Source organism: Streptomyces sp. NPDC002328 (assembly GCF_042890065.1).
Lineage (GTDB): Bacteria > Actinomycetota > Actinomycetes > Streptomycetales > Streptomycetaceae > Streptomyces.
The window spans coordinates 1-26458 of record NZ_JBIARQ010000026.1 but is presented as its reverse complement, the minus strand read 5'-3'; the positions used below and the strand labels follow the sequence as shown (position 1 = coordinate 26458).

General features: G+C 71.1%; 24 protein-coding genes. 18 read left to right on the top strand and 6 right to left on the bottom strand.

Going from position 1 to position 26458, the window contains the following annotated elements:
* The first annotated feature begins 60 nt into the window (after positions 1 to 60).
* From ACFYX4_RS37225 to ACFYX4_RS37200, 6 genes are read left to right on the top strand one after another with little or no spacing between them, the layout of a single operon-like run.
* The gene (locus ACFYX4_RS37225; protein WP_389343721.1) at positions 61 to 552 is read left to right on the top strand and encodes a PaaI family thioesterase; all 492 of its coding nucleotides are present in this window, start codon (positions 61 to 63) and stop codon (positions 550 to 552) included.
* Positions 553 to 563: 11 nt separating this feature from the next.
* Positions 564 to 1427 (top strand): enoyl-CoA hydratase-related protein, encoded by an 864-nt coding sequence (locus tag ACFYX4_RS37220; protein WP_389343538.1) that lies wholly within the window; start codon positions 564 to 566, stop codon positions 1425 to 1427.
* Between the two features lie 26 nt (positions 1428 to 1453).
* Entirely contained in the window at positions 1454 to 1909 is a 456-nt protein-coding gene (locus tag ACFYX4_RS37215; RefSeq protein ID WP_389343535.1) for a MaoC family dehydratase N-terminal domain-containing protein, read from the top strand.
* Positions 1906 to 2328, top strand: coding sequence for a MaoC family dehydratase (locus tag ACFYX4_RS37210; RefSeq protein ID WP_389343532.1), 423 nt, complete (start codon positions 1906 to 1908; stop codon positions 2326 to 2328). The genes ACFYX4_RS37215 and ACFYX4_RS37210 overlap by 4 nt, the downstream gene beginning before the upstream one ends.
* Before the next feature lie 4 nt (positions 2329 to 2332).
* Entirely contained in the window at positions 2333 to 3793 is a 1461-nt protein-coding gene (locus ACFYX4_RS37205) for a class I adenylate-forming enzyme family protein (RefSeq protein ID WP_389343529.1), read from the top strand.
* Positions 3786 to 4928 (top strand): serine hydrolase domain-containing protein, encoded by a 1143-nt coding sequence (locus ACFYX4_RS37200; protein WP_389343526.1) that lies wholly within the window; start codon positions 3786 to 3788, stop codon positions 4926 to 4928. Before ACFYX4_RS37205 ends, ACFYX4_RS37200 begins: the two co-directional genes overlap by 8 nt.
* A 46-nt stretch (positions 4929 to 4974) precedes the next feature.
* Here the strand turns inward: ACFYX4_RS37200 and ACFYX4_RS37195 are convergent, their stop codons facing one another.
* Both ACFYX4_RS37195 and ACFYX4_RS37190 read right to left on the bottom strand, forming a co-directional pair.
* Entirely contained in the window at positions 4975 to 6156 is a 1182-nt protein-coding gene (locus ACFYX4_RS37195) for an amidohydrolase family protein (RefSeq protein ID WP_389343523.1), read from the bottom strand.
* Between the two features lie 110 nt (positions 6157 to 6266).
* Complete coding sequence (locus tag ACFYX4_RS37190; protein WP_389343520.1) at positions 6267 to 7070, bottom strand: FadR/GntR family transcriptional regulator; 804 nt, start codon at positions 7068 to 7070, stop codon at positions 6267 to 6269.
* A 166-nt stretch (positions 7071 to 7236) separates the two neighbouring features.
* Between ACFYX4_RS37190 and ACFYX4_RS37185 the strand changes: the two genes are divergently transcribed.
* Positions 7237 to 8064 (top strand): enoyl-CoA hydratase-related protein, encoded by an 828-nt coding sequence (locus ACFYX4_RS37185; RefSeq protein WP_389343516.1) that lies wholly within the window; start codon positions 7237 to 7239, stop codon positions 8062 to 8064.
* On the top strand, positions 8061 to 8642 hold the full coding sequence (locus ACFYX4_RS37180) for a DUF2889 domain-containing protein (protein WP_389343513.1): 582 nt from the start codon (positions 8061 to 8063) through the stop codon (positions 8640 to 8642). Before ACFYX4_RS37185 ends, ACFYX4_RS37180 begins: the two co-directional genes overlap by 4 nt.
* A 192-nt stretch (positions 8643 to 8834) precedes the next feature.
* Here ACFYX4_RS37180 and ACFYX4_RS37175 read toward each other — a convergent pair whose 3' ends face one another.
* Complete coding sequence (locus ACFYX4_RS37175; protein WP_389343510.1) at positions 8835 to 10052, bottom strand: acyl-CoA dehydrogenase family protein; 1218 nt, start codon at positions 10050 to 10052, stop codon at positions 8835 to 8837.
* Between the two features lie 113 nt (positions 10053 to 10165).
* Here ACFYX4_RS37175 and fabG point away from each other — a divergent pair, with 113 nt between their 5' ends.
* The 5 genes from fabG to ACFYX4_RS37150 are packed head-to-tail and all read left to right on the top strand — an operon-like array spanning position 10166 to position 15635.
* On the top strand, positions 10166 to 10912 hold the full coding sequence (gene fabG, locus ACFYX4_RS37170) for a 3-oxoacyl-ACP reductase FabG (protein ID WP_389343507.1): 747 nt from the start codon (positions 10166 to 10168) through the stop codon (positions 10910 to 10912).
* A 22-nt stretch (positions 10913 to 10934) separates the two neighbouring features.
* Positions 10935 to 12179, top strand: a complete 1245-nt coding sequence (locus tag ACFYX4_RS37165; RefSeq protein ID WP_389343504.1) for an acetyl-CoA C-acetyltransferase — start codon at positions 10935 to 10937, stop codon at positions 12177 to 12179.
* A gap of 1 nt (position 12180) precedes the next feature.
* Complete coding sequence (locus ACFYX4_RS37160; protein WP_389343501.1) at positions 12181 to 13617, top strand: OB-fold domain-containing protein; 1437 nt, start codon at positions 12181 to 12183, stop codon at positions 13615 to 13617.
* The gene (locus tag ACFYX4_RS37155; protein WP_389343498.1) at positions 13614 to 14822 is read left to right on the top strand and encodes an acetyl-CoA acetyltransferase; all 1209 of its coding nucleotides are present in this window, start codon (positions 13614 to 13616) and stop codon (positions 14820 to 14822) included. Before ACFYX4_RS37160 ends, ACFYX4_RS37155 begins: the two co-directional genes overlap by 4 nt.
* Before the next feature lie 18 nt (positions 14823 to 14840).
* Complete coding sequence (locus ACFYX4_RS37150; protein WP_389343495.1) at positions 14841 to 15635, top strand: SDR family NAD(P)-dependent oxidoreductase; 795 nt, start codon at positions 14841 to 14843, stop codon at positions 15633 to 15635.
* Between the two features lie 59 nt (positions 15636 to 15694).
* On the opposite strand, the gene ACFYX4_RS37145 is transcribed toward ACFYX4_RS37150, so the two are convergent.
* Positions 15695 to 18403 carry an ATP-binding cassette domain-containing protein gene (locus ACFYX4_RS37145; protein ID WP_389343491.1) on the bottom strand — a complete coding sequence of 903 codons (2709 nt, stop codon included), beginning with the start codon at positions 18401 to 18403 and terminating at the stop codon, positions 15695 to 15697.
* Between the two features lie 138 nt (positions 18404 to 18541).
* On the opposite strand from ACFYX4_RS37145, the gene ACFYX4_RS37140 reads away from it, so the two are divergent.
* The 4 genes from ACFYX4_RS37140 (at position 18542) to ACFYX4_RS37125 (ending at position 23297) form a co-directional block, all read left to right on the top strand.
* Positions 18542 to 19786, top strand: a complete 1245-nt coding sequence (locus ACFYX4_RS37140) for an ABC transporter substrate-binding protein (RefSeq protein ID WP_389343488.1) — start codon at positions 18542 to 18544, stop codon at positions 19784 to 19786.
* Between the two features lie 74 nt (positions 19787 to 19860).
* Positions 19861 to 20565 (top strand): ABC transporter ATP-binding protein, encoded by a 705-nt coding sequence (locus ACFYX4_RS37135; RefSeq protein ID WP_389343485.1) that lies wholly within the window; start codon positions 19861 to 19863, stop codon positions 20563 to 20565.
* 90 nt (positions 20566 to 20655) lie between these two features.
* The gene (locus tag ACFYX4_RS37130; protein ID WP_389343482.1) at positions 20656 to 21927 is read left to right on the top strand and encodes a hypothetical protein; all 1272 of its coding nucleotides are present in this window, start codon (positions 20656 to 20658) and stop codon (positions 21925 to 21927) included.
* On the top strand, positions 21924 to 23297 hold the full coding sequence (locus tag ACFYX4_RS37125) for an acyl-CoA reductase (RefSeq protein ID WP_389343479.1): 1374 nt from the start codon (positions 21924 to 21926) through the stop codon (positions 23295 to 23297). Before ACFYX4_RS37130 ends, ACFYX4_RS37125 begins: the two co-directional genes overlap by 4 nt.
* Before the next feature lie 214 nt (positions 23298 to 23511).
* On the opposite strand, the gene ACFYX4_RS37120 is transcribed toward ACFYX4_RS37125, so the two are convergent.
* Positions 23512 to 24420 (bottom strand): GlxA family transcriptional regulator, encoded by a 909-nt coding sequence (locus tag ACFYX4_RS37120; RefSeq protein WP_389343718.1) that lies wholly within the window; start codon positions 24418 to 24420, stop codon positions 23512 to 23514.
* A 140-nt stretch (positions 24421 to 24560) separates the two neighbouring features.
* On the opposite strand from ACFYX4_RS37120, the gene ACFYX4_RS37115 reads away from it, so the two are divergent.
* The gene (locus ACFYX4_RS37115; protein WP_389343476.1) at positions 24561 to 25154 is read left to right on the top strand and encodes an MBL fold metallo-hydrolase; all 594 of its coding nucleotides are present in this window, start codon (positions 24561 to 24563) and stop codon (positions 25152 to 25154) included.
* A 31-nt stretch (positions 25155 to 25185) separates the two neighbouring features.
* On the opposite strand, the gene ACFYX4_RS37110 is transcribed toward ACFYX4_RS37115, so the two are convergent.
* On the bottom strand, positions 25186 to 26208 hold the full coding sequence (locus tag ACFYX4_RS37110; protein WP_389343473.1) for a hypothetical protein: 1023 nt from the start codon (positions 26206 to 26208) through the stop codon (positions 25186 to 25188).
* Positions 26209 to 26458 lie beyond the last annotated feature (250 nt).

Genomic DNA, 26458 nt, shown 5'->3' with positions numbered 1-26458 from the left:
ACTAGCTGATTCATGTAACTATATCGATCGGCTGACAGGCCGAGACCGGAGGGCGTGCTGATGACCGTCGCGGCGAGGACCCTCACCGACCAGGAGCAGCGCGAACGCCGGACATGGTTCCGGACCCGCTGGGAGCGCGGGGTCGCTTTCAACCGCCTCTGCCGCATCCGCGTCACCCGCTGGGACCCGGACGCCGTCGAGATCGTGCTCCCCTACGCCGAGCCGCTCTCCGCCCACGAGGGCGTCTTCCACGGCGGAGTCGTCTCGGCACTCATCGACACCGCGGGCGCCGGAGCCGTCATCGCCGGGCACGACTTCGGCAAGGGGAGTCTGCTCAGTACCGTCTCGATGTCGGTGCAGTACCTCGCGCCCGCCCGGGGCAGGGAGGCCGTAGCCTACGCGCGCTGCGTACGGCGCGGCGGCAGGCTGCACTTCGCCGATGTCGACGTGATGACCGACGGCCGCATCTGTGCGCGGGGCCAGGTGGTGGTGACCATCTCCGGGGAACGGCCGGGCGTCGGCGACCCCATCGAACCGCTGGACGAGGACTGAGGAGCCACGAGATGCCCGAGAAGCCCACGGCAGCCTCGCCACACGACCCCGACCTGGTGCTGTACGAGGTCGACGAGGACGGCGTCGCCACCCTCACCCTCAACCGGCCTGAGCGCAGGAACGCGTGGAGCATCCCCATGGAGAACCGCTTCTTCGCGCTCCTCGACCGGGCCGCGCACGATCCGGCCGTACGCGTGGTGATCGTCACGGGCGCGGGCAGGGCCTTCTGTCCCGGGATGGACGTCCAGCGATTGGAGCAGAACGCCCAGCCGGGCCAGTCCCTCAACCTCCAGGCCCGCGTGCCCATGTACAGCAGGCGCGACCTGCCCAAACCGCTCATCGCCGCGGTCAACGGCGCCTGCGCGGGCATCGGCCTCGTCCAGGCGCTCATCTGCGACGTCCGCTTCGCCGCCCGTGGCGCCCGCTTCACCACCGCCTTCACTCGCCGCGGCCTGGCCGGCGAGTACAACCTCCCGTACGTCCTCCCGCGCGTCGTCGGCCTGGAGAACGCGCTCGACCTGCTGCTGTCCGGCCGCGTCTTCGACGCCGACGAGGCCAAGGACCTCGGCCTCGTCAGCCGCGTCGTCGAACCCGAGGACCTGCTCGACGCCGCCCGCGCCTACGCCCGGGACATCGCCCGCAACTGCTCTCCGCGCGCCATGGCTGTCGTACGCCACCAGGTGTACGGCGATCTCGACCGCACCTTCACCGACGCCCTCGCCCGCTCGTACTCCGCGATGGAGTTCTTCGCGGGCTCCCCGGACTTCCGTGAGGGTGTGGCGAGCTTCGTGGAGAAGCGGGAGCCGAAGTTCGAGGGACTCCCGCCGGACTTCGACCCGGACGAGGCCACCCGCGACGCGTTCCTGCCGTACTGACCGTACCGACCGAGGAGCACACGAACATGACAGGGCAGCCGTTCCCCGTGGAGGCCGGGCACATCATGATGTTCGCCCGCGCCATCGGCGACGAGAACCCGGCGTACGAGGGCGACTTCGCGCTCGCGCCGCCCACCTTCACCATGGCGAGCGCCCACTACGACCCCGACTACCACCTGCGGCCCAAGCCCGGCGAGGAGTGGTTCGGCTCCGGCGCCGGCCCCGGGGTGATGGCCGAGGGCGGCGGCGGACTGCACGCAGAACAGCACTTCGAGTACCACCGCCCCGTCCGCGCCGGCGAGACCCTCTACGCGCACACCGTTCCCGGACGCAGCTGGGAGAAGAAGGGCCGCAGCGGCCGTCTCCTCTTCAGTGAGCGCATCACCGAGTACCGGGACGCGGACGGCGAGCCGGTCGTCAGCGCCAAGACGGTCGCCGTCGTGCCCGAGGGCCCCGCGACCCGCAAGGAGGTCGCCCGATGAGCCTGACCCAGGACGACGTCAAGGTCGGCGAGACGCGCGAGAGCGTCCTCGTCGACGACCTCAAGCGCACCCGGATCGTGCAGTACGCGGGCGCGTCCGGAGACTTCAACCCCCTGCACACCGACGAGCGGTTCGCCGTCGAGGCCGCCGGATACCCCGGGGTCTTCGCCCACGGCATGCTGACGATGGGCATGACCGGCCGGGTCCTCACCGACTGGGTCGGCGCGGAGTCGCTGCTGCGCTTCGGCGTGCGCTTCAAGGCCCAGGTCCGGCCGGGCGACACCCTCACCGCGACGGCCGCCGTCGAGTCGATCGAGGAGACACCGGCCGGCCCGGTCGCCCACTTCTCCCTGCGCACCCTCAACCAGGACGGCGTCGAGGTGGTCAGCGGCACCGCGGCGGCCCGCCTGGAGCCCTGAGCCGATGGGCGCCGCACAGGAGGCCCCGACAGCCACCTGGACCGCCATGGTGAGCCGCGCCTACGACCATGGCCGCCCCGCTGTCCGGTTCGGCGACCTGACCTGGACCGGACGCGAGCTTCTCGACCGGGCCGCCGGCGCGGCCGACTGGCTGGACACGCTCGGGCTCGAACCCGGCGCACCCGTACCGGCGTTGGCCGCCACCTCGGCCGACGCGCTCGGGCTGGTGATCGGCGGCGCCGGGTCCGGGCATCCGCTCGCGCCGCTCGGCGTCCGGATGACCGCCTACGAGCTGGCGGCGGTCGTCAAGACGATCGACTCCCACGTGCTGCTGGTGCAGCCCGAGTTCGCCGCCCTCGGCGGACAAGTCGCCGAACTGTCCGGCCGGCGGGTCGCCCTCGTCCCCGAACTGCGCAACAGTGCACGGGAGTTGTCTGCCGCGCCCGAGGAACTCGCTGCGGTACTCCACACCTCCGGAACCACCGGCCTGCCCAAACCCGTCCCCATGACCCAACGACGCCTGGCCGCCCGAGCCCGCGTCAACGGACGGCTCTGCGCGCTCGACCCCGACAGCTTCTACGGCGGCAGCGCACCCTTCCACCACATCGCCGGCCTCGGCAACATCGCCGTCGCCCTCGCCGCGGGGGCCATGATCACCGGCCTGCCCCGCTTCACCGTCGAGGGCTGGACCCAGCTCCGGGACCTCGGCACCACGCACACCAGCATGGTCCCGGCGATGCTGGAGACCCTGCTGGCGGCGGGCGAGGCACGCCACGAGACACTGCGGACCCTCCAGTACGGCGGCGCGCCCGTCCGCCCCGACACCCTGCGCCGGACGTACGAGGCGATGCCCGGCGTCCGCATGCTCAACATGTTCGGGCAGACCGAGGGCTCACCGATCAGTGTGCTCACCCCGGAAGACCACCGGGAGGCGGTCGCCGGACGCACCGAGCTGCTGGAGTCGGTGGGTCGGCCGGCCCCCGGCGTCGAGGTCAGGGTCCACCAGGCCGGCCCGGACGGCATCGGCGAGATCCACGCCCGCGCCGACCATTTCTTCAGCGTCGACGCCGAAGGCTGGCTGCACAGCGGCGACCTGGGGCGGGTGGCGCGGGACGGCTACCTCTACCTCCTCGGCCGAGGCACCGACATGATCATCCGCGGCGGTGAGAACGTCCACCCCCTGGAGGTCGAGACCCTCCTCGCGGCCCACCCGGGCGTGGCGGACGTGGCGGTCACCGGCGCGCCCGACGAGCGGCTCGGCCAGACCGTCGTCGCCTTCGTCGTCCCGGCCGACCCCGAGGCCCCGCCCCGGCCGGAGGAGCTCCAGCACCACACCCGCGCCCGGCTGTGCGGGTTCAAGGTCCCCGTCCGTTGGTGGTTCGTGGCGGACCTGCCGCGCAACGCCAACGGCAAGGTCGTCCGCCGCCGGCTCCGGGAGCCACACGAAGGAGGCACAGGTGCCTGACCACGTCGATGAGTTGGGCGAGTTGGACGAGTTGGAGGAGTTGGACGAGTTGGACCCACAGCGACTCGACACACTGCTGAGCCGGATCCGCCGGGAGGTCGAACACGGCCCCCTGCCGTCCGCGCAGGTCGCCGTCGCCAGAGGCGGCCGTCTCCTGGCCTTCGAGACCTACGGCGACGCCGGCCCCGGCACCCGGTACGTGCTCCAGTCCGTCGGACGGTCGATCGTCGCGGGCGTGGTGTGGAAGCTGATCGGCGAGGGGCTCCTGGACATCGGCGAGCAAGTCGCCGCGATCATCCCGGAGTTCGCGCCGAACGGGAAGGAGACGGTGACGGTCGAGCAGGTGCTCACCCACACCGCCGGCTTTCCCTTCGCGCCCCTCGGGTACCCCAAGATGCTCGACCGCGAGCAGCGCCTCGCCGCCTTCGGCCGCTGGCGCCTCGACCACCCGCCGGGAAGCCGTTTCCAGTACCACCTCACCTCGGCCGCCTGGCTGATCGCCGAGATCGTCGAGCGGCGCACGGGCCTGCCCTTCGCCGACTATCTGCACCAGCAGGTCGCGGGGCCGCTGGGACTGTCGTCGATCGAACTCGGGGTCCCGGTGGACCGTCAGCCGGACACCGTGGCCCCGATGCTCGCCGTCGACCGCACCGGCGAGGAGCAGGAACCCGACCCGTGGGGGCCGTGGTACCTGTCCGATCCGAGGGTCCTGGCGGCCGGTGAGCCCAGCCATGCCCTGGTCGCCACCGCCGCCGACGTCGCCCTGTACTTCCAGGCGCTGGAGCACTCGGGCCTGTGGAAGCCGGGAGCGGTGGCCGAGGGCACCCGGATCCGGTTCACGGAGCACCCGTACGGCGAGCAGATCTACGGGGGCGGCGGCAACCGCCGTACCAGCATGGGGCTGTTCGTCACCGTGGCAGGGCCCGACGCGGGCAGCGACCTGCCGTCCACCGGTTCGCCCGCGCTCTTCGGCAGCGCCGGAGCCGCCTACCAACTGGGCTTCATGGACCCGGAGTCGGGCCTGTCCTTCGCCTGTCTGAGCAACGGCTATCCGCTCGCCGGCTACGACCGCTCTCCGCGCGGGACCGCCCTGCTCGCGGACATCGCAGACCTGGCGGCGGGCCTGGCCCGATAGAGCCGGACCGGGCCCGCCGCCAGGCGGGGTGCTGCTCCTGCGACGCTCAGCGGCTGATCAGCTGCTGAGCGTTGTTGAACATGATGTCGTCCTGGACGGACTCGTCCAGCTCCGAGATGAGCTTGCGGAAGTCGGCGGGGTTGGCCAGGCCCTCCGCGTGCGGGAAGTCGGAGCCCATCACGATGGACTCGTGGTAGCCGAGGCGCTTGACCAGGGCCACCGTGTCGTCCTCGGGGTAGGGCACCACCCGGATGTGCTTGCGGAAGATCTGGCTGGGGCGCTCGTCCAACTGCCCTCCGATCCAGGGGCCGTTGCGGCCCATGCCCCGGCTCTTGTCCATGTGGCGCACGAAGTGCGGCACCCACTCGGCGCCGAACTCGGACACCAGGACGTTGATGTCGGGGAACCGGCCGAAGAGGTTGTCGAAGATCAGCGCGGACAGCGTCTCCTCGATGGGACGCTGGCCGTAGGTGTTCTGCCACTGCCAGGCCGACATCCGGAAGTGGATGGGGTGGGGGTCGAAACCCCATGAGGGCGCCACCTGCGAGTTGTAGTAGAACTCGCTGATGTGGTAGCAGACGCTCGCCTTGGCCTCGTTGACCAGTTTCCAGAACGGGTCGAAGTACGGATCGCCCGGCGAGCGGCCGTACACCGGCCCGGTGGGCAGCAGGATGAAGCGGGCGCCCTGCTCCAGGACGTACTCCAACTCCTTGACAGCGCTGGGCAGATCGCGGAGCGAGAGCAGGGCCGGGGCGTAGATGCGGCCCTGATGATCGAAGCCCCACACCTCGTTCATATAGCGGTTGAACGAGTGGTAGTTGGCGTAGAGCGGCTCGACGCCCTTGACGTACTCCTCGGCGACCAGCGCCCAGCCGCCCGGATACATGATCGTCTGGTCCAGGCCCTGCTCGTCCATGACCCGCAGCCGTGCCTCGCGGTTCTGGTACGACTCGTGCATCGGCTCGAACCGGTACGTCTCCTCCGGATTGCCCGAGGCCATCGCCTTGAGCATCTCCTTCAGCGAACCGGGGCGGTAGACCTGTCCGAACTCCGGCTCCAGGCATACGACGATCCGGTCCCCGGCGAGGATCACCTCCCGGCCGTCGGGCAGGGTCACCGGTGCGACCGCCGCACCGAGGAACTCCTTCGGGAGGTAGCGGGTGAAGGAGTCCCGCTCCTCGTACATGTGCTGGTCGCAGTCGAAGATGCGCTTGCGCTGTTCGGCCATGGCCGTCGCCTCCGGACCCCAGGGTCTATTCAGTACGCCTTCTATAATTATCTAACTGTTTATGGAGCGCAAGGGGTCGGTGAGGGCCGGTCCGCGGTGGGGAAGTCCGGTCAGTCCAGGAGCTCGAGCACCGTCTTGGGTCCGGCCGCGTTCACGACGTCGTCGGCGCTGGAGATGTGCCGCTGCCAGAGCTTCTCGGCCTCCTCCGCCTTGCCGGACTCGATCAGGCCGACCAGTCGCGCATGTGCCCGATGGCCCTTGACCGCCTGGGTCTTCTGGGTATCGGCGTCGGTGGCGGCGGCGGTGTACGAGGCGTTGGCCCGGTCGATGATGTTGCGCAGCATGCCGCACAGCAGGATCAGGGTCTGGTTGCCGGTGAGTTCGACCAGCAGGGCGTGGAAGGCGTCCTGCGCCTCGACCAGGGCGAGCGGGTCGTCAAGGGCGGCCTTCTCGACCGCCACCGCCTCGCGCAGCCGCCTGATGTCGTCCGCGGTGTGCTTGGCGGCCAGCTGGCGGGCGCAGGGCGGCTCGATGAGGGCCGCCGCACGGTAGATGTCGCCCAGGGTGGCCCCCCGGTACTCCAGGATCAGGCCGGCGTAGCGGGCGGCCACGTCCGAGTCCGGCGCGCTCACCCGGGCGCCGCCGTGGGCGCCGCGGCGCACCGTGATCAGGGACTCCGACTCCAGCACGCGGAATGCCTCTCGCAGGGTCGGCCGGGAGATGCCGAACTGCTCCATCAGTCCCGACTCCGGCGGCAGCGCGTCGCCGGGGTTCAGCTCGCCCCGGACGATCTGGCGGCGCAGATGCGCGGCGACCAGTTCGGCGGTCTTCGGTACCCGCACCTGGCGTCCGACGCGGGTGCGGGACGGGGCGGGCACGGCCGCCGTTTCTGCTGCGCGGGATGCCTCGGCCACGGTGGGGGCTCCTTGCTCGGGATACAGCAAAATAAATCGTCTTAGTGCATCGAGGGTACCAGGTCAAGGGTTGGGCGATCTTCCCTTGGTGGCAGCCGATCTGGTGCCAGGGTCGCTGTTGGTATATAGATGATTCATCTATCTATAAAACGCGGGAGGGGCCTCGATGACCGAGCATCCGACCCCGGTGGTCCTCACCGAGCTCACCGACGACGGAGTCATGCTCCTCACCCTGAACCGGCCCGAGCGGCACAACGCCTGGACGCTGGAGATGGAGCTGCTCTACAACGAGCTGTTCGACCGGGCGGAGAAGGATCCAGGGGTCCGGGCCGTGGTGCTCACCGGCGCCGGGCGCAGCTTCTGCCCGGGAATGGACATGAGCGTGCTCGACGGTGCGTCGTCCGGCGCCCGCCCGTGGCCGACGGACCAGTTGCCGCCGCGCACCCGCCCCATGTCCTTCCCGAAGCCCGTCGTGGCGGCCGTCAACGGCGCCTGCGCGGGCATCGGGTTCAACCAGGCGCTGATGTGCGACGTCCGCTTCGCCGTCCCGGGTGCCAAGTTCGCCGCCGCCTTCAGCGCGCGCGGCCTGGTGGCCGAGGACGGCGTGTCCTGGCTCCTGCCCCGGCTGGTCGGCTACGGCAACGCCGCCGATCTGCTGCTGTCCTCGCGCCGGATCACCGGCACGGAGGCCCAGGCGATGGGCCTGGTCAACCGCCTGGCCGAGCCGGCCGACCTCCTCCCGGCGGCGCTCGCGTACGCGACCGAACTGGCCCGCACGGCAAGCCCGTACGCCATGTCCCTCATCAAACGGCAGCTCGCCGACGACCAGGCCAGGACCTTCACCGGCAGCCGTGATCACGCCGCCGCCCTCCTGGCCACGGCCAAGCGCGCCCCGGACTACCGCGAGGGCGTGCTCAGCTTCATCGAGCGCCGGCAGCCGGAGTTCGCGGGGCTGGGCGAGGACGTGCCGGAGCCGGCGGAGACCCCGTCATGACCCGCGCCGAACTCCCGCTGCACCGCCGTACCGTCGCCGTCACCGCCTGTGCGCAGGAGGGCGGCGACGAGATCTCGGTCGAGGCGGAACTGCGCGACGAGCGGCCGTGGGCCGAGCCGTCGGCCTCCGTCGTGCACCGGATGGTGCTCGTGGTGCGCGTCCGCCTCGCCGACATGGTGATCGTGGCCGCCGAGGCGGACATGGGGAACTTTCCGCACACCGAGTGCCCGTTGGTCACACCTGTCTTCGACGGTCTCGTCGGGCTCGGTGTCGCCGCCGGGTACAACCGGGCGATCCAGGAGCGGTTCCGGGGTGTCTCCGGGTGCACACACCTGTACGAACTGGCTCGTGTGCTCGGCCCCGCCGTCGTTCAGGCGTCATTCTCCGCCTACGCACGACGCCGTGACGGCGGTGACCCCTCCGCCGGCCCGAGCCCGACCGCCGGGTTGCTCAACAGCTGCCACATCTGGGCCCCGGACGGAGTGGGCCTGCGCAAGCTCGACGCGGGCTGGCGGCCGGGGAGCGGGCCGCGTCCGGTCCCGCCGTTGGAGACCTTCGAGGGCCGGCGGCCCAGGTAGGCCGGCTCGGGAAAGTGCCCCTGGTACGCGGGTGGTCGGGCTCACCGGCGACCAGGACCAGGCAAGTGGCGGGTGGCGGGTGGCGGGTCTGCGCGGCGGGCCGTCAAACCTGGGCGGCTCCTTCCTGGCCGTGCCCGCGACCTCCGGCAACCCCGAGCCGGCGTTCCAGATCATCACCTGGATCCTGGGTGCTCAGGCTCGCGGCTCGCGCGGCAGTCCCAGCACCTTCTCCGCGAGGATGTTCCGCTGCACCTGGGAGGTCCCCGCGTAGATCGTGCCCGAGCGGGCGATGAGATACGTCGTCGACCAGGACGCCGAGGAGTTCGCGGCGCCCGGGTCGTCGGCGCGGTAGGTGCGCAGGGGCTGCCGGCCCACCGGTACCTGGCCGTGCAGGCCCATGATGTCCATCGCCAGGTCGGTGACCTCGGTGTGGTACTCGCTCCAGTACAGCTTGGCGATCGACGACTCCGGGCCGGCCTCGGCGCCCTTGAGCCAGCCGGTGAGGATCCGGTAGCCGAGGTAGCGCATGATCTCGACCTTGGACCAGCACCAGGCGATCCGCTGCCGTACCACGGGGTCCTGGTCCTTGCCGTACATGCGGGCCAGCTCGACGAGCCGTTCGACCTCCGCCCTGAAGAGGAGGGGATTCGTCGCCGCCTCCTCGCCGCGCTCCACGCCCAGCAGGCTCTGGGCGACCGTCCACCCGTTGTCGACACCGCCCACGACGAGGTCGGCGCGGGTGCGGGCGCCGTTGAAGAACACCTCGTTGAAGTGCAGCTGCCCGCTCATCATGCGGAACGGCCGCACCTCGACGCCGGGCTGGTCGAGCGGTACGAGAAGGAAGGAGATACCGCGGTGCCGGGACGCGTCCCGGTTCGTGCGGGCCAGGACGAAGATCCAGTCGCTGTGGTGGGCGCCTGACGTCCACACCTTCTGGCCGTCGATCACCCACTCGTCGCCGTGCCTCGCCGCGCGCGTCTTCAAGGAGGCCAGGTCCGAACCCGCGTCCGGCTCCGAGTACCCCTGGCACCAGGTGTCCTCGCCGCTGAGGATGCGGGGGAGGAAGCGGGTCTTCTGCTCCTCCGTCCCCCAGCGCAGCAGTGTGTTCGCCAGCATCTTCACGCCGAACGTGTCCTGCGGCAGTCCGAACGGCACCCCAGCCAGGGCGAGTTCCTCCATGAGGACGACCTGGTGGAGCTTGGACAGGCCGCGTCCGCCGTACTCCTCGGGCCAGGCGAGGGAGAGGTACCCGTGCTTGGCGAGCAGTCGGCGCCAGTCCCGGGCGAAGGCCCAGGCGGACTCTTCGTCGAGGGCGCCGATGCCTTTCCAGCCCGGCGGCAGTGACTCGGCGAGGAACGCCCTGACCTCGGTGCGGAACGCCTCGGTCTCCGGGGGATAGCTGATGTCCACCTGGCTTCTCTCCTAGTCCGGCCCTGCTCGCCCAGCCCATCGCTGTATTGATTGTTTCAGCATAATAGGTTATCTATTTAAGAGGAATAGCGTCGAGTCGGAGGCGGGCTGACATGGGACTGCTGGACGGCCGGCACGCGGTGATCACCGGCGGCGCACAGGGCATCGGCTTCACGATCGCCGAAGTCCTCGGCGGAGAGGGCGCGTCCGTCGTCCTCGGCGACATCAACGCGGACGCCGCCGCCCAGGCCGCCGAACGCCTGGCCGAAAACGGCGTCCCCGCCACATCGCTGCGCTGCGACGTCACCGACGAGGACGAGGTCGCCGCCCTGGTCGCCCACTGCGCCGACACCTTCGGGCCGGTCGGCGTCATGGTCAACAACGCCGGGATCACCCGGGACGCGACCCTGCGCAAGATGGCCGTCACCGACTTCCGTGCCGTCGTCGACGTCCATCTCACCGGCGCGTGGAACGGCACCCGCTTCGCCGCCGAGGCGATGCGCGCGCACGGACACGGCGGCAGCATCGTCAACATCTCCTCCATCGCCGGCAAGGTCGGCAACTTCGGCCAGACGAACTACAGCGCCGCCAAGGCCGGCCTCGTCGGCCTCACCAAGGCGTCCGCCAAGGAACTGGCGAAGGCGGGCATCCGCGTCAACGCCGTACAGCCCGGCCTGATCCGCACCGCCATGACCGAGGCGATGCCCCCGGCCGCCTGGGACGCCAAGCTCGCGGAGATCCCCATGGGCCGCGCGGGCGAACCCGCCGAGGTCGCCGATGTCGTTCTCTTCCTCGCCTCCGACCTGGCCGGCTACGTCACCGGAGCCGTGGTCGAGGTGACCGGCGGCCGGTACATGTGACCCCTCCCGAAAGGCATGCCTGATGCCCGCCCTTCTGCGTGACGCGGTGATCTGCGAACCCGTGCGTACACCTGTCGGTGGCTACGGAGGCGTCTTCCGTGATGTGTCGGCGAGCGAGCTGGCCGCCACGGTCGTGCGCGCCGTACTGGACCGCACCGGAATACCGTCCGCCGCAGTCGACGACATCCTCCTGGGCCAGTGCTATCCCAACGGCGAGGCCCCCGCCATCGGCCGCGTCGCCGCCCTGGACGCCGGACTGCCCGTGGAGGTGCCGGGACTCCAGATCGACCGCCGCTGCGGCTCCGGACTCCAGGCGATCATCACCGCGGCGATGCAGGTGCAGACCGGCGCGAGCGACCTCGTCCTGGCCGGGGGCGTCGAGTCCATGAGCCAGGCCGAGTTCTACACGACCGACGTGCGCTGGGGCGTACGAGGCGTCGGCACCACCCTGCACGACCGGCTGGCGCGCGGCCGGGTCACCTCCGGCGGCGTCAACCACCCGGTCCCCGGAGGCATGTTGGAGACCGCCGAGAACCTGCGACGCGAGTACGCCATCCCCCGCGAGGAACAGGACCGACTCGCCCTGCGCTCGCACGAGAAGGCCCTCGCGGCCCAGCGGGAGGGCCGGTTCGCCGACGAGATCGTGCCCGTCACCGTACGCACCCGCAAGGGCGACACGGTCGTCGGCACCGACGAACACCCGCGCCCTGACTCCTCGTTGGAGAAGCTCGGGAAGCTGCGCCCCGTTCTCGGCCGCCAGGACCCGGACGCCACCGTCACCGCCGGCAACGCCAGCGGACAGAACGACGGCGCCGCCCTGTGCGTCGTGACCCATCCCGAGCGCGCCGCCGAACTCGGCCTGCGCCCGCTGGGCCGCCTGGTCTCCTGGGCCGTCGTCGGCGTACCGCCCGAGACCATGGGCATCGGCCCGGTGCCCGCCACGGCCAGGGCCCTGGAGCGGGCCGGGCTGAAGCTCGCCGACCTCGACCTGATCGAACTCAACGAGGCCTTCGCCGCCCAGGTACTGGCCTGTACCCGCGAATGGGGCCTGACCGAGGCCGACTTCGAGCGGTTCAACGTCAACGGCTCCGGCATCTCACTGGGCCACCCCGTCGGGGCCACCGGCGGCCGCATCCTCGCCACCCTGCTGCGCGAACTGGACCGCCGCCAGGCCCGCTACGGCCTGGAAACCATGTGCCTCGGCGGCGGCCAGGGCCTGGCCGCGGTCTTCGAAAGGCCCCGCAACGACACCCCTGGAGGACGCTGACATGGCCGGACTGATCGCCTACGGCGCCTATGTGCCGTACCACCGCCTCGCCCGCGCGGACGTGGCCGCCGTACTCGGCACCGGAGGGGGCAAGGGAACCCGCGCCGTCGCGGGCTATGACGAGGACACCACATCCCTGGCCGTCGAGGCGTCCCGAACAGCCCTGGCCCGCGACGGCCTGCGCCCCCGCATCGGCCAGCTCTTCCTCGCCACCGCCGCGCCCGCCTACCTCGACAAGACGAACGCGACCGCCGTCCACGCCGCGCTGGGCCTCGACGAACACGTCCTCGCCACCGACATGGCAGGCTCGGTCCGCTCCGGCCTCGGCGCGCTGGTCACCGCCGCCCGCTCCCCGGTCCCGACCCTCACCGTCCTGTCCGACCTGCGCACCGGCCTCCCCGGCGGTGCCGACGAGACCGCGGCCGGCGACGGCGCGGCGGCGTTCGTCTTCGGGGGCCACCGCAACGGCGCCCCGATCATCGCCGAACTGCTCGCCCACGACACGGTCAGCGACGAACTCCTCGACCGCTGGCGCCTGCCGGGCGCACCCACCTCCCGCGTCTGGGAGGAGCGCTTCGCCGAGGAGATCTACGTCTCCCTGGCCGACAAGGCACTCACCGCGGCCCTCGACCACGCGGCCCTCGACATCGGATCGATCGACCACTTCGTGGTCGCGGGCCTGCACGCGCGCGCGTGCGCGGCGGTACGGCGTACAGCGGGCGTACGTCCCGAGGCGGCGACCCCGGACCTCACCGCGGCGATCGGCAACGCCGGCACCGCCCAGCCCGGACTGCTCCTCGCCGACGTCCTCGACCGCGCCCGCCCCGGCGAGACCATCGCGCTCGTCGTGCTCGGCGACGGCGCCGGCGTCCTCCTGCTCCGCGCCACCGACGCACTCCCGGCCCACCGCAGCCCCCGCCCGGTCGCCGCGCAGATCGCGGCGGGCAGCACGCCGATCCCGTACGTTACCTACCTCACCTGGCGCGGACTCCTCGACCGCGAACCACCCCGCCGCCCGGACCCCGAGCCGCCCTACGCCCCGCCCGCCCACCGCCGCACCGCCTGGAAGTACGGCTTCGTCGCCTCCCGTTGCGAGAAGTGCGGCACCCGGCATCTGCCGCCGGACCGGGTGTGCACCTCCTGCCGGAGCGTCGACGCCATGACCGACGAGCCGATGGAACACGTGCGCGGCACGGTCGCCACGTACACAGTCGACCGGCTGGCCCACACACCGAGCCCGCCGATGCTCGTCGTGGTCGTCGACTACGACGGCGGCGGCCGGTTCCGCTGCCAGCTCACCGACGCCACCGAGGCCGACGCCGTCATCGGCGCCCGGGTGGAGATGACGTTCCGGCGCACGGTCACGGCGTCCGGCGTCCACAACTACTTCTGGAAGGCCCGCCCCGTGCGGACCGACGACGAGGAGACAGGCAGATGAGCTCGCACGGAATCCGGGACCGGGTCGCGATCGTCGGCATGGGCTGCACGCCCTTCGGCGAGCACTGGACCCGCTCGGCGGACGACCTCCTGATCGACGCTGTCGGTGACGCGGTCACCTCGGCCGGCATTAACCTCGACGACATCGACGCGTTCTGGTTCGGCACCCAGGCCTCCGGCGTGTCCGGGCTGACCCTGAGCCGCGCTCTCCATCTGCCCGACAAGCCGGTCACGCGTGTCGAGAACATGTGCGCGACCGGCTCCGAGGCCCTGCGCAACGCCTGCTACGCGGTGGCCTCCGGCGCTTACGACGTGGCGATGGCGGTAGGCGTGGAGAAACTCAAGGACTCCGGCATGTCCGGACTCTCCGGCACCGCCATCCCCGGCGCGGGCGACGACAGCCGCGGCGAGATCACCGCCCCAGCCAACTTCTCCCTCCTCGCCCCCGCCTACGCCGCCAAGTACGGCCTGTCGGACGACGAGATGAAGGACGTCATCACCCGCATCGCCTGGAAGAACCACGTCAACGGGGCCCGCAACCCCCGCGCCCAGTTCCGCAAGGAGGTGCCGCCGGAGCGCATCCGGTCCGCCCCGATCGTCGCGGGCATGCTCGGCGTGTTCGACTGTTCCGGTGTCTCGGACGGTTCGGCGGCGGCGATCGTCGTCCGCGCCGAGGACGCCTACAAGTACACGGACAAGCCGATCTTCGTGAAGGCGCTCTCCTTCGTCGCCGGCCCGGCGGACGGGCTCATGGACCCGGAGTACGACTTCACCACCTTCCCCGAGGTGGTCGCCTCCGCCCAGGAGGCCTACCGCCAGGCGGGCATCACCGATCCGCGCGCCGAACTCGCCCTCGCCGAGGTCCACGACTGCTTCACGCCCACCGAGTTGGTGCTGATGGAGGACCTGGGCTTCGCCGAGCGCGGTCAGGCGTGGAAGGACGTCACCAGCGGGGCGTTCGACCTGGACGGCTCGCTGCCGGTCAACCCGGACGGCGGCCTGAAGGCCTTCGGCCACCCCATCGGCGCCTCCGGCCTGCGCATGATGTTCGAGGCCTGGCTCCAACTGCGTGGCGAGGCACCGCCCGAGCGGACGGTGAAGTCCGTGACCGACGGACGCTCGCTCGCGCTCACGCACAACCTCGGCGGCGGCCCCGGCGAATGCGTCTCCTTCGTGTCGGTCGTCGGCAGCCGACTCACGTCATAGGAAAGGCGGTTCGGCACCATGGGACGACTCGAAGACAAGATCGCGATCGTCACCGGGGCGGCGTCCGGCATCGGCTCGGCCACCGCACGACGCCTGGCGGCCGAGGGCGCGCACACGGTGGTCGCCGACCTGAACCTCGACGGCGCCAAGGAAGTGGTGGAGGGGATCCGCGCCGCCGGCGGCTCCGCGACCGCGGTTCCCGTCGACCTGGGAGACGTGGAGAGCGTACGGGCCATGGTGGCGTCGGCGGTCGACACGTACGGCGGCCTCGACGTCCTGCACAACAACGCGGCGGCCACCCACCTCGCCGCCCGCCAGGACCTCGCCGTCGTGAACGCCGACCCGGCGGTCTGGGACGACACGATGCGGATCAACCTGCGCGGAACGATGGTCGCCATCCAGTCCGCCGTCCCGCACATGATCGCGCGGGGAGGCGGCTCGGTGATCAACACCTCGTCCGGGGCCGGCCTCGCGGGCGATCTGCGCAACCCGGCGTACGGAGCTTCCAAGGCCGCCCTCATCAACCTCACGCAGTACGTCGCCACCCAGCACGGCAAACAGGGCGTGCGCTGCAACGCCGTCGCGCCGGGGTTCATCGTCACGCCGGCCAGCTCCGGCTCGGCGCACGGGGCGATCAGGGAGGCGATGCTGCGCCACCACCTCACCCCGCGCCTGGGGCTCCCGGAGGACGTCGCGTCGGCGGTCGTCTTCCTCGCCTCCGACGAGTCCGCCTTCATCACCGGCCACACCCTGCGCGTGGACGGCGGGCTGCTGTCCCATCAGCCGTACGTCGCGGACCTGCGGGACGCCTGAAGCGAGGGCGTGGACCGGAGGCGCTTCCCGGGGCGACGGGGAAGCGCCTCCGACCCGTCTCAGGCCAGTGTCTCCGGCTCCATGTCGCCCAGGTAGGCCGCCCGTACCGCCGGATCGCGGCGCACCTCCTCCGGCGTACCGGCGCAGATCCGGCGTCCGAAGTCCAGCACCACGACTCGGTCGCAGACGCTCATGACCATGTCGACGTCGTGCTCGACGAGCAGCACCCCCATGCCCCAGTCCTCGGCGAGCCGCCGCACCAGCTGGGCCAGCTCCCGGGTCTCGTCGTCCGACAGCCCCGCCGCCGGTTCGTCGAGGAGCAGCACGGACGGCGAGGCGGCCACCGCCCGGGCGATGGCCAGCAGCCGTCGCTCCCCGTACGACAGGTCGCCCACCGGCCGGTCCAGGCTGTCCTGGAGACCGAACTCCCTTACGGCGACCAGCACATGGGCGGGCAGCGGACGGCTGCCGGGGCGGACCAGGTCCGTGAGGAACGTCCAGCGGCCGGGCCGGTCGCAGGCCGCGTACAGGTTGTCCAGAACGGTCATGTCCTCGAACAGCTCCAGCGACTGGAAGGACCGGCTGAGCCCGGCGGCGGCCCGCCGGTGGACCGCCAGCCGGGTCGCGTCCCGGTCGCCTAGGCGTACGGTGCCGGACGCGGCCTTGGTGAAGCCGGTGACGGCGTCGATCGCGGAGGTCTTGCCGGCGCCGTTGGGCCCGATGAGACCCACGACCCCGCCCGGCTCGACGTCCAGCGAGAGCCCGTCGACGGCGACGACACCGCCGTAACGCACGGTCAGATCCCGTACGCGCAAGGGGAGAGGCGCGGCGCGGGGCACCGTGTCCACCGCCTCCTCGCGCGCGGTCTCGGGCACGATCGCACCGCGCCGTGGAGGCCGTGGAGACAGCCTGCGCCGCGCGCCCGCTGCCTGTCGGCCGAAGCCCTTGCCGATGCCGTCCTGGTTGCCCACCAGCGTCAGCACCAGGATGATCCCGCCGATCAGCGGCATCCACTCGCTCAGCCCGGGCAGCACCAGGTCCCCGAAGCGGGCGCCCACGGTGCCCGCCGCGAAGGTCGCACCGAACAGCGGGCCGACGAGGAAGCCCACACCGCCGATGACGGCGAGCCCGAGCGCGGTGATGGATTCGAAGCTCGCGAAGTCGGAGAAGACCACCGAGATCGAGCGGAAGCCGGTGAGGACCCCGGCGAGCGCGGCGATGGCCGCGGAGAGGCCGAAGGCGTAGAGCTTGGCGGCGCGGACGTCGATGCCGAGGGCGGCGGCGGCCCGCTCGTTGGCCCGAACGGCGATGAGTCGGCGGCCGGTCCGGCTGCGCCGCACGTTGGCGACCACGAGGGTGGCGGCGACGAACAGCACGAGCACCACGGCGGCGTACCGCTGCGGATGGTCGACTCCGGAGATGCCGATGCCGAAGAGGGTCTGCTTGCCCACGGCGATGCCGTCGCTGCCGGGCGTCGTCGCGAGGTCGGTGTTCCGGAAGACCATCGCCTCCAGCGTGGTGCCGAGGCCCAGGGTGATGATGGCGAGGTTGACGCCACGGGTACGGACCGCCGGGAGCGCGAACAGCAGACCGATCGGAACCGTGCCCAACACTCCTGCCAGCAGGGCGAGTTCGAACGGCCAACCCCAGTCGGCCGCCGCGTGCCCGGCGATGAAGGCACCGGCCCCCGCGAGGGCGTAGGCCGCCAGGGAGACCTGCCCCGCGTAACCGGTGACCACGACGATCGACAGGATGATCAACGACATCACGAGGGTGGTGGTGATCGCGTCGGCCCACAGCGGAGTCGACAGGCTCACCAGCAGCAGCCCCGCCACGACGGCGAGAGCCAGCGGCACTGGTCGTACCCTGCCGGTGCCCAGGGCGGGCAGCCGGTCGAGGAACGTGCCGCGCAGCGGCAGCGCCCGGCCGCGGGCGACCAGCACCAGCGCGATGAAGAGGAACGGCACCGACGAGGCGAGCCCGGTGACGTCGGAGCCGAACCGGGTCAGCTCGGACTGGACGACACCGATGACGAGACCGCCCGCCAGGGTGACGGGGAACGAGGAGAACCTGCCGACCAGGGCGGCGGCCAGTGCGCTCAGCAGAAGGGTGGTCAGCCCGGTCACCGACAGACCGATGACCGGCACGATCAGGATGCCGGTCAGGCCCGCGAGCGCCGAGCCCAGCGCCCAGTTGCCGGTGGCGATCAGGTCCGGGGACCAGCCGAGCGAGGCGGCGGCGCCCTCGTTCTCGGCGACGGCGGTGGTGCCCAGCCCGAACAGGGTGCGTTTGTAGAGGAGATGGAGGAGCGCGGTCACGACGACGGCGATGGCGAGCAGCCAGACGCGGTCCTCGGTCACGGTGGCCCCTGCGATCGTCAGCAGCCGGGTGGGCAGCTTGCCCGGCACCAGTTGGAGGCTGTCGCCGTAGCGCTTGACGGCGATCGCGGTGAGCGCGATGAACACCGCCAGGGTGCCGACCAGCCGGGCGAGCGAGGAGGCCCGGCGCAGCGGGCGGAGCACCAGGAGATGGGTGAGCACTCCCAGCAGCGCGGAGCTGAGCACCCCGCAGGCGACGGCCGGCCAGTACGGCACGCCGTGCCGCACAGCCAGCTCCCACTGGACATAGGCGCCGGCCATCCCGATCGCGCCGTGCGCGAAGTTCAGGACGCCGGAGCCGCGGTAGACCAGCACGATGCCGTGCGCGGTGAGTGCGTAGAGCGCGCCCAGACCCAGGCCGAGCAGCGCGAACCTGAGGATGTCGTCCATCGGATGAACCTCCCGGGGGCAGGACGAGAGTGGAGCGAGACAGCACATTCAGTTAAATAATTGTGCCGAGAGTACTTCACTAACTCGAAAACGCACCCCATGCTGTTCGCATCTCGACGACGAGCCCGCGGAGGAACCATGAACGACTCACGCCGACGCAGAACGACCGCAGCGAGCTGTCTCGCGGTGACCGGAGTTCTGCTCGCCGCAGGGTGCGGGGCAGAGGAAACCGGCAACTCGACGGCGGCGAAGGGCTCCCTCAGCGGCACACCGGTCAAGGTGATGGTCTGGACTCCGGAGGACACCCAGGGCAGCGCCCAGCCCGGGGTCAGGCTCACCGCCCAGGCCTACGAGAAGTGGATCAACGCCAACGGCGGCATCAAGGGCAGCCCGTTGAAGGTGCTGACCTGCAACGAGAAGAACGACCCCGACGAGGCCGAGAAGTGCGCCCAGCAGGCGGTCGCCGAGAAGGTGGTCGCGGTCGTCGGCTCGTACAGCCTCGCCGGCGACCGCTACATGCCCATCCTGGAGAAGGCCGGCATCCCCTACCTCGGCGGGACCGGCGTCTCGGCCGCGGAGTTCTCCAACCCGCTGTCGTTCCCGGTCAACGGCGGTACGCCGGTCGTGTTCGCGGCACACGGGCAGCAACTGGTGGAGGAGGGCTGCAAGAAGATCTCCGGCGTGCGGTACGACGTCGCCGCCGCCGAGACGGTCGCGAAGTTCCTCACCGTCGGTGTGCTCTCCGCCGGAGGGACGGCCCCCAAGGACCTCAAGGTGCCGGTCACCGCCACCGACCTCGCCCCGCAGGTCGCCGCGGCGACTCGGGACAGCGACTGCGTGGACGTCATCCTGGGCACCCACTCCGACTTGTTCGTGACGTCGTACGTCCAGTCCGGCGCGAAGACGAAGCTCGGCAGCGTCGTCGGCAACCTCACCCCGCAACTGGCCGAGAGCACCGGCGGTGCCGGCAGCCCCCTCGAAGGCTCCGCCGTCACCGGCTACTACCCGCCGACCTCCGACGCCGCCTGGAAGGACTTCCTAGAAGCCGCCAAGGGCAACAAGGACATCGACACCACCAACGGCGCCAACGGCACGACCTGGGTGGCGTTCAAGGTCTTCACCGAGGCGGTCAAGAAGCTGCCGGCCATCTCCTCCCAGGCCCTGGTGCAGGAGCTCGACACCACCTCGGGCATCGACACCGGCGGCCTGACCCCGCCGCTGACCTGGAACGAGTCGACCGCCCTGCCGATCAAGGGCCTCGACCGCATCCACAACACCACCGCCACCGAACTGACCATCCGCGACGGGAAGATCGAGTGGGCCAAGTCCGGCTCGACCTTCGTCGACGTCCGCAAGGTACTGACCGCCATGTCGTCCGGCTGACCCGGTCGATCCGCTAGATCCGGTAGATCCGGTAGATCCGGTAGATCCGGCTGATCCGGCTGAGGAGCGAGCACGTGCACGACATCGACACGCCCCTGATCGAGACCCGCGCCCTGTCCGCCGGATACGGCACACGGCCCGTCGTACGGGACCTCGACATCCAGGTCCGTCCCGGTGAGGTCGTCGCCCTGCTGGGCCCCAACGGCGCGGGCAAGACCACGACCCTCAGGGCGCTCTCCGGCGACCTCGCCCCGATGAGCGGCGAGGTGAGCTGGCTGGGCACCACCGGTCACGCACCCCTCCACCGGCGCGCCCGTGAGGGCCTCGCATACGTCGGTGAACGGGCGGTCTTCACCCGGCTCGACACCACCGACAACCTGCGGGTCGGCCGGGTGACACCGGACCGGGCCGTCGCACTCTTCCCGGAACTCGAGAAACGCCTGAAGATCGGCGCGGGCATGCTGTCCGGCGGCGAGCAGCAGATGCTGTCGCTGGCCCGCGCCCTGTGCCGTACCCCCAGACTGCTCCTCGCGGACGAACTGTCGCTCGGCCTCGCCCCGCTCGTGGTCGACCGCCTCCTGCGCGCCGTACGCGAGGCGGCGGACGGGGGCCTGGGCGCGCTGCTGGTCGAACAGCACGTGCGCAAGGTGCTGGACATCGCGGACCGCGTGTACGTCCTGCACCGCGGCCGGATCACGATGACCGGCACCCCGGAGGAACTGCGCGGGAACCTGGACGCGATCGAGTCCTCGTACCTCGCGAAGAACGCGACCCCCTGACAAATCGAGGTGATGGCCGTGTGCGGCGCACGCGAGCAGATCCGAACACTGGTCCTGTCCGGCGACCCTTTCGACCAACCAGCGGAAGCCGTGAGGGAGTTGCAACTGGAAGCCGCACGGGAGGCCTTCACCGCCCAGCGTGAGCGGATCCCGCTGCTGCACACCCGGGCGGAGGAGACCGGCGTACACGAGATCACGGCTCCCGACGACCTCGTACCCCTGCTGTTCTCCCACACCAGCTACAAGTCGTACCCCGTCTCCCTCATCACCGCCGGCCGCTGGGACCGGCTCCTGCGCTGGTACACGACGGTGTCGGTGGTCGAACCGACCGACGTCGACGTGGAAGGCGTGCGGGACGTCGACGAGTGGACCGACCGCATCACCGCCGCCGGCCACCGCCCGTACATCACCAGCGGCACCTCCGGGAAGGTCTCCTTCCTCAACTGCGACGCGAGCGACCTGAGTTTCCTGCACGACATCCTCGAACACCTCACCTGCTGGCCGGACCCGCTCCCACCGAAGCCGACCCGTCGCGGCTACCTGCTCGCACCGGCGAGCGGCCCGATGCGCTCCATCGACGGCTTCCGATGGCACGCGGAGGTCTTCGCGAGCCCCGGCGAGACCCGACTGCTGACCGAGGACCCCATGAAGGTGTCCGAGCTGATGAGCAGCGCCCTGTTGCGCCGCCGGATGACGGAGGGCACCGCCACTCCACAGGAGATCAGCTCCTTCGAGACGGCGTCGGAGACCCGCGAGCGGGAACTCGCCGCGGCCATGGACCGGATCGTCGACGACATCGCCGCCCACCGCGACGAGCCGCTGCTGATCGCGGGCATGAACAACCAGCAGTTCACGCTGATCCAATCCCTGCGCGCCCGAGGCGTCCCCGACGGCAGCCTCCACCCGGACACGCTGGTGCTCAGCGGCGGCGGCAACAAGGGCCGCGCGCTGCCCGACGACTACCAGCAACAGTTCGCCGCCTTCTACGACGGCGTACGACGCGTACGCAGCTACGGCATGACGGAACTCCAGGGCTCCTGCCTCGCCTGCGAGAAGGGCGACTACCACGTGCCGCCATGGGTGATCCCGCTGGTGCTGGACGAGGCGGGGGAGAAGCTGCTGAACGCCGAACACGGCGTCGTGGAGGGCCGGTTCGCGTTCCTGGACGTCTCCCTCTCGGGCCGCTGGGGCGGGCTGATCAGCGGCGACCGGGTCTCCGTGAACTTCTCGCCGTGTGCCTGCGGCCGATCGGGCCCGAGCGTCCTGCCGGACATCCGACGCTACGGCGACCTGGGCGGCGACGACAAGATCACCTGCGCCGCGACCCTCGACTCGTATGTGCGGGGGATGATCCACGGATGAGCGGCACCGCGTCGGATTCCGTGGCTGTCGTACACATGATCCGCGGAGAGGTCGACGAGGGACCGCGCGTCGACATCGGCCGCTTCACCGCACCGGCACTCGACCTGGACCGCCTCGTGTGGCCCCGCACCGAACCCGGCCCCGCCTTCCACGTACCTGTCGCAGAGACGGTCGACCTCCTGGTGGAGACGGGCGAGGCCCTCAGAACGGACCGCGAGGGCCTGCTCGCCGAAGCCCTGGACCGCATGCTGCGGGTCAGCCCGCTCCCCGCCGAAGTCCTCGAACGCGCCTACGCCGTACTGTGGCGCAGCTTCCAACGCCCCAGCCTGTACGCCCAGATCGACCACGAACTCGGCGGGGCGGACGTGCTCGACGGCTGGCGCGAGGTACGGCTGCCCGGCGACCGGATCGCGGCCACCCGCGCCTTCCCGCCGCGCCTGGTGCACATCATCGCCGGCAACGCACCGGGCGTCGCGGCCATGTCCGTCGTACGCGGCGCCCTCACCAAGGGCGTCAACCTGCTGAAGCTGCCGTCGAACGACCTGTTCACGGCGACCGCGATCCTGCGCACGATGGCCGCGGTGGCACCCGGCCACCCGGTCGTACGCTCGTTCTCCGCTGCGTACTGGCGCGGCGGAGACGAGACGGTGGAGAGCGTGCTCTTCCGCCCGCAGTTCTTCGACAAACTGGTCGCCTGGGGCGGCGAGGCCACGATCCGGGGCGCGCTGCGGTATGTGGGCCCGGGCTTCGAACTCGTCTCCTTCGACCCCAAGACCTCCATCTCCCTGATCGGCCGCGAAGCCTTCGAGTCCCCCGAGTCATTGGCCCGGGCGGCCGAAGCGGGCGCTGCCGACGCCACGTTCTTCAACCAGCAGGCGTGTGTGGCGAGCCGCTTCCAGTTCGTCGAGGGCTCCTGGGCCGACGCCGACCGTTACGCCGAGCTGCTGTGCGAACGCCTCGGGGTGGCGAGGGAGTTCAGCTCGGCAGGCGGCCCGCGGGTCGCCGGTGAACTCCGTGAGGAGATCGACGTACTGCGTGCCATGACGCCCGAGTACCGGGTGTGGGGCGGCTACGACGGCCGGGGCCTGGTCATCCGTTCCCCGGAACCGGTGGACTTCCACCCCGACGGAAAGATCGTCGACGTCGTCCCGGTGTCCGAGCTGTCGGAGTCGGTGAGGTATGCCGGGGTCGCCACGCAAACGGTCGGCGTGTATCCGGACACCCGCAAGCTGGAGCTGCGCGATGCCCTGGCCTGCGCCGGAGTCCAGCGGGTGGTCTCCCTCGGCGGCGCGGGCGGCATGCCACCCGGCCTGTCCCATGACGGCTTCTACCCGCTCCAACGGCTCATGCGGTGGGTGAACGACGAGTGATGCCGAGCCACGCGCGCACGGGCCCCGGACCCGGGATTCATGCCGCCGGCCGTGCTCGCGCCTTGCTCGGTGACCCGTGTGCGAGGGTCTGTCGCACTCCGGCAGGGACGGTAGCGGGGCCCGCCCCCCGCTGTGTCATCGACGGTGTGGTCCGGCGGGCGTTGGCGGCCGAGACGCCGAGGGCCGGCGGCAGTTTGTTCGCGTCCTCGCCTCGTCACGGCGTGCTGGTGAAGGAGCGGCGGTAGGAGCGGGGCGGTACTCCCCGGCGGCGTACGAACTGCTCGCGCAGGACGGCCGCGCTTCCGTAGCCGACGCGGTGGGCTATCTCCTCGACCGGCAGGTCGGTGGTCTCCAGGAGCTCCTCGGCGCTGCTCAGCCGCAGGTTGCGCAGCCAGGTGTGCGGGGTGGTGCCGGTCGCGGCGGTGAAGCGGCGGGCGAAGGAGCGTTTGCTCATCAGGGCGCGCCGGGCCAACTCCGCGACGGGGAGCGGTTCGTGGAGGTTCTCGCGGGCCCATGCGAGGACCTCGGCGAGACGCTCGTCGCGGCAGTCTTCGGGGACGGGGGCGGCCAGGTACTGCGCCTGCCCGCCGTCGCGGTGAGAGGGCAACACCATGTCCCGGGCGACCGCGTTGGCCATCGCGGCTCCGTGCTCCCGCCTCAGCAGGTGCAGGCAGAGATCGAAGCCCGCGGCGGCTCCCGCGCCCGTGATGATGCGTCCTTCGTCGATGTAGAGGGCGTCGGGTTCGACGGTGATCTCGGGATGGCGGCGGGCGAGCAGTTCCGCGAACCGCCAGTGCGTGGTGGCCCGTTGGCCCTCGAGCAGTCCGGCCGCGGCGAGCGCGAAGGCGCCGACGCAGTGCGCCGCGACCAGTGAGCCGCGCGCGTGTGCGGCCGACAGCGCGTCGAGCACGGCGGGCGCGGGAGGTGTGCGGAAGCCGGCCCACGGCAGGGCGATCACCAGATCGGCCGAGGCGAGCCGGTCCAGGCCGTGCGTGATGGTGAGCGGCACCCCGAGGTCGGTGGGGACCGGCCCGGGGCGGTCGGTGCACAGGGCGAAGTCGAAGCCGGGCACTGCCTCGCCGTGCGGGCCGAAGACCTCGGCGACGATGCCGACGGCGAGCATGCCGACTCCGGGTGGGGCGTATGCGGCGACGGTCACGAAGGGAGGCACGGGTGCAGTGTGGCACGTCGTGGCACTGATCCTGCGATCACCGGCAGATGTGCCACTCGTGAACGGCCCGCCAGCCCGCGAGCATTGAGCCCATGACAGACGCACCGCTCGGCCGCAGCGCCGTGTACACGATCCTGACCACCGGCTACGTCGGCTCCACCGGTCCCGGAGTCGCCGCCACCGTCTCCTATGTCTCCGACGCCGGCCGACATGTGATCTTCGACCCGGGCATGGTGGCGAGCCGCGACCAAATCCTCGTCCCGCTCAGGGAGTTGGGGCTCGGCCCCGACGACATCACCGACGTCGTACTCAGCCATCACCACCCGGACAACACGATGAACGTGGGCCTGTTCGCGCAGGCCCGGGTGCACGACCACAAGGTGGAGTACTTCGACGATCAGTGGAGAAACCGGGACGCGGAGGGCTACGAACTCGCCCCGTCGCTACGGCTGATCCGCACCCCGGGTCACAGCGCCGAGGACATCACCCTGCTGGCGGGCACGGGGTCCGGCGTGGTCGCCTTCGCCGGTGACCTGTGGTGGCACGCGGACGGCCCGGCGGACGACCCCGTGGCCCCCGACCGTGAGGTGCTGCGCGCCTCCCGGCTCCGGGTCCTGACCGCCGCGAACCTGATCGTGCCCGGTCACGGCGCCCCGTTCAGGGCCGGCGGGAGCACGCCCCGCTGAGCGAGCAAGCCGTAAACACTGTGGGTGGTGATCAGGGTGAGAGTGTGGGGGTGGGGATGGGCAGGCCGCAGTGGGTTGCGAGGTGGGTGGCGCGTTGGTGGAAGGCTGTGGCGGTGGGGTCGTTGGTGGTGTGGAGGGTGTGGGCGTAGGTGGTCATGATGCGGGCGAGTTCGACGTGGTCGTGGCAGCGCCGCGTTTCGTTGAGGGCCTGGGTGAGGGTGTGGAGGCGTTGGTGGGGGGCGTGGGTGGTGGCGAGGAGATGGAGGGCGGTGGCTCGGTGGCGGGGGCCTGCGGTGGAGGTGCCCAGCTCCTGGGTGAGGAGGGTGCGGGCTTGGTGGGTGTGGCCGTAGTGGAGGAGCGTTTCGGCGATGTCGGTGCGCCAGGGGAGGTGCGGGAGGCGGCCGGTGCTGTGTCGTCGGGCGAGACGGGCCGTGGTGGTGAAGGTGCGGAGGGCTTGTCGGTGGCGGTGGGTGGCCAGGTGGAGGCGGCCGTGTGCGCGTAGCCAGGGGAGGGCGGACCAGGTGTGTGCCGGGGGTGGGGGACGGTCGAGTTGGGTGGCGGCTTCTTCGTAGCGGCCCTGGGTGATGAGGATTTCTGCGTGCACGGCGGTGGGCCACAGGTTCAGGGGAGTGGGGCGGGTCGTGGTGGCGTCCTGGGCCGCGGCTGCCTCGTGTCCGGCGGCGGCGAGGTCGCCGAGTTGCAGCAGGGCTTCGGAGCGCAGGGTGCGGAAGGCGGCTGCCCAGGACGGGGTACGGGCCTGGGGGTGGAGTTTCGCGCACCAGGTGGCGGTGCGGTGAGGGGCGCCGTGGTGAAGCAGCACGCGGGCTGCGTGGAGGAGGAGGGGGTAGGTGGCGGGGGCCGCGGTGGTGGTGCGCAGGAGTCGTTCGGCTGTGCGGGCGGCGCCGGGGCGGAGGGCAGGGTGGCAGGTGTGCCAGTGGGGAGGTTCGGTGCGGTCGCGGGGCAGGGGGCCGGCAGCGGGGGGAGTACGGCTTCCAGGACTGGCGGACGGCGGCTGTGGCGTGGGGGCGCGTCGGGTCGTCGAGGTGTGCTCCATCGGGTCAGTGAAGCGGAGTGTGGGGGTGGGGGCCAGGCGTCTTGGGTGGGTCTTGAGTGGTTTTGGGGTGGGGCTGGATTGGGTGGTGGCGTCTGACGCCGTCTCCCCCCTTCGCCTGGGCCCTTCTTGACGCCGTGCCCCCGATGTCGTGTCCCTGTTGTGGTGGTGGGTTGTTAGAGGTGGGTGCCGCCGGAGGCGTCGATGGTTTGGCCGGTGATCCAGCGGGCGTGGTGGGAGGCGAGGAAGGCGA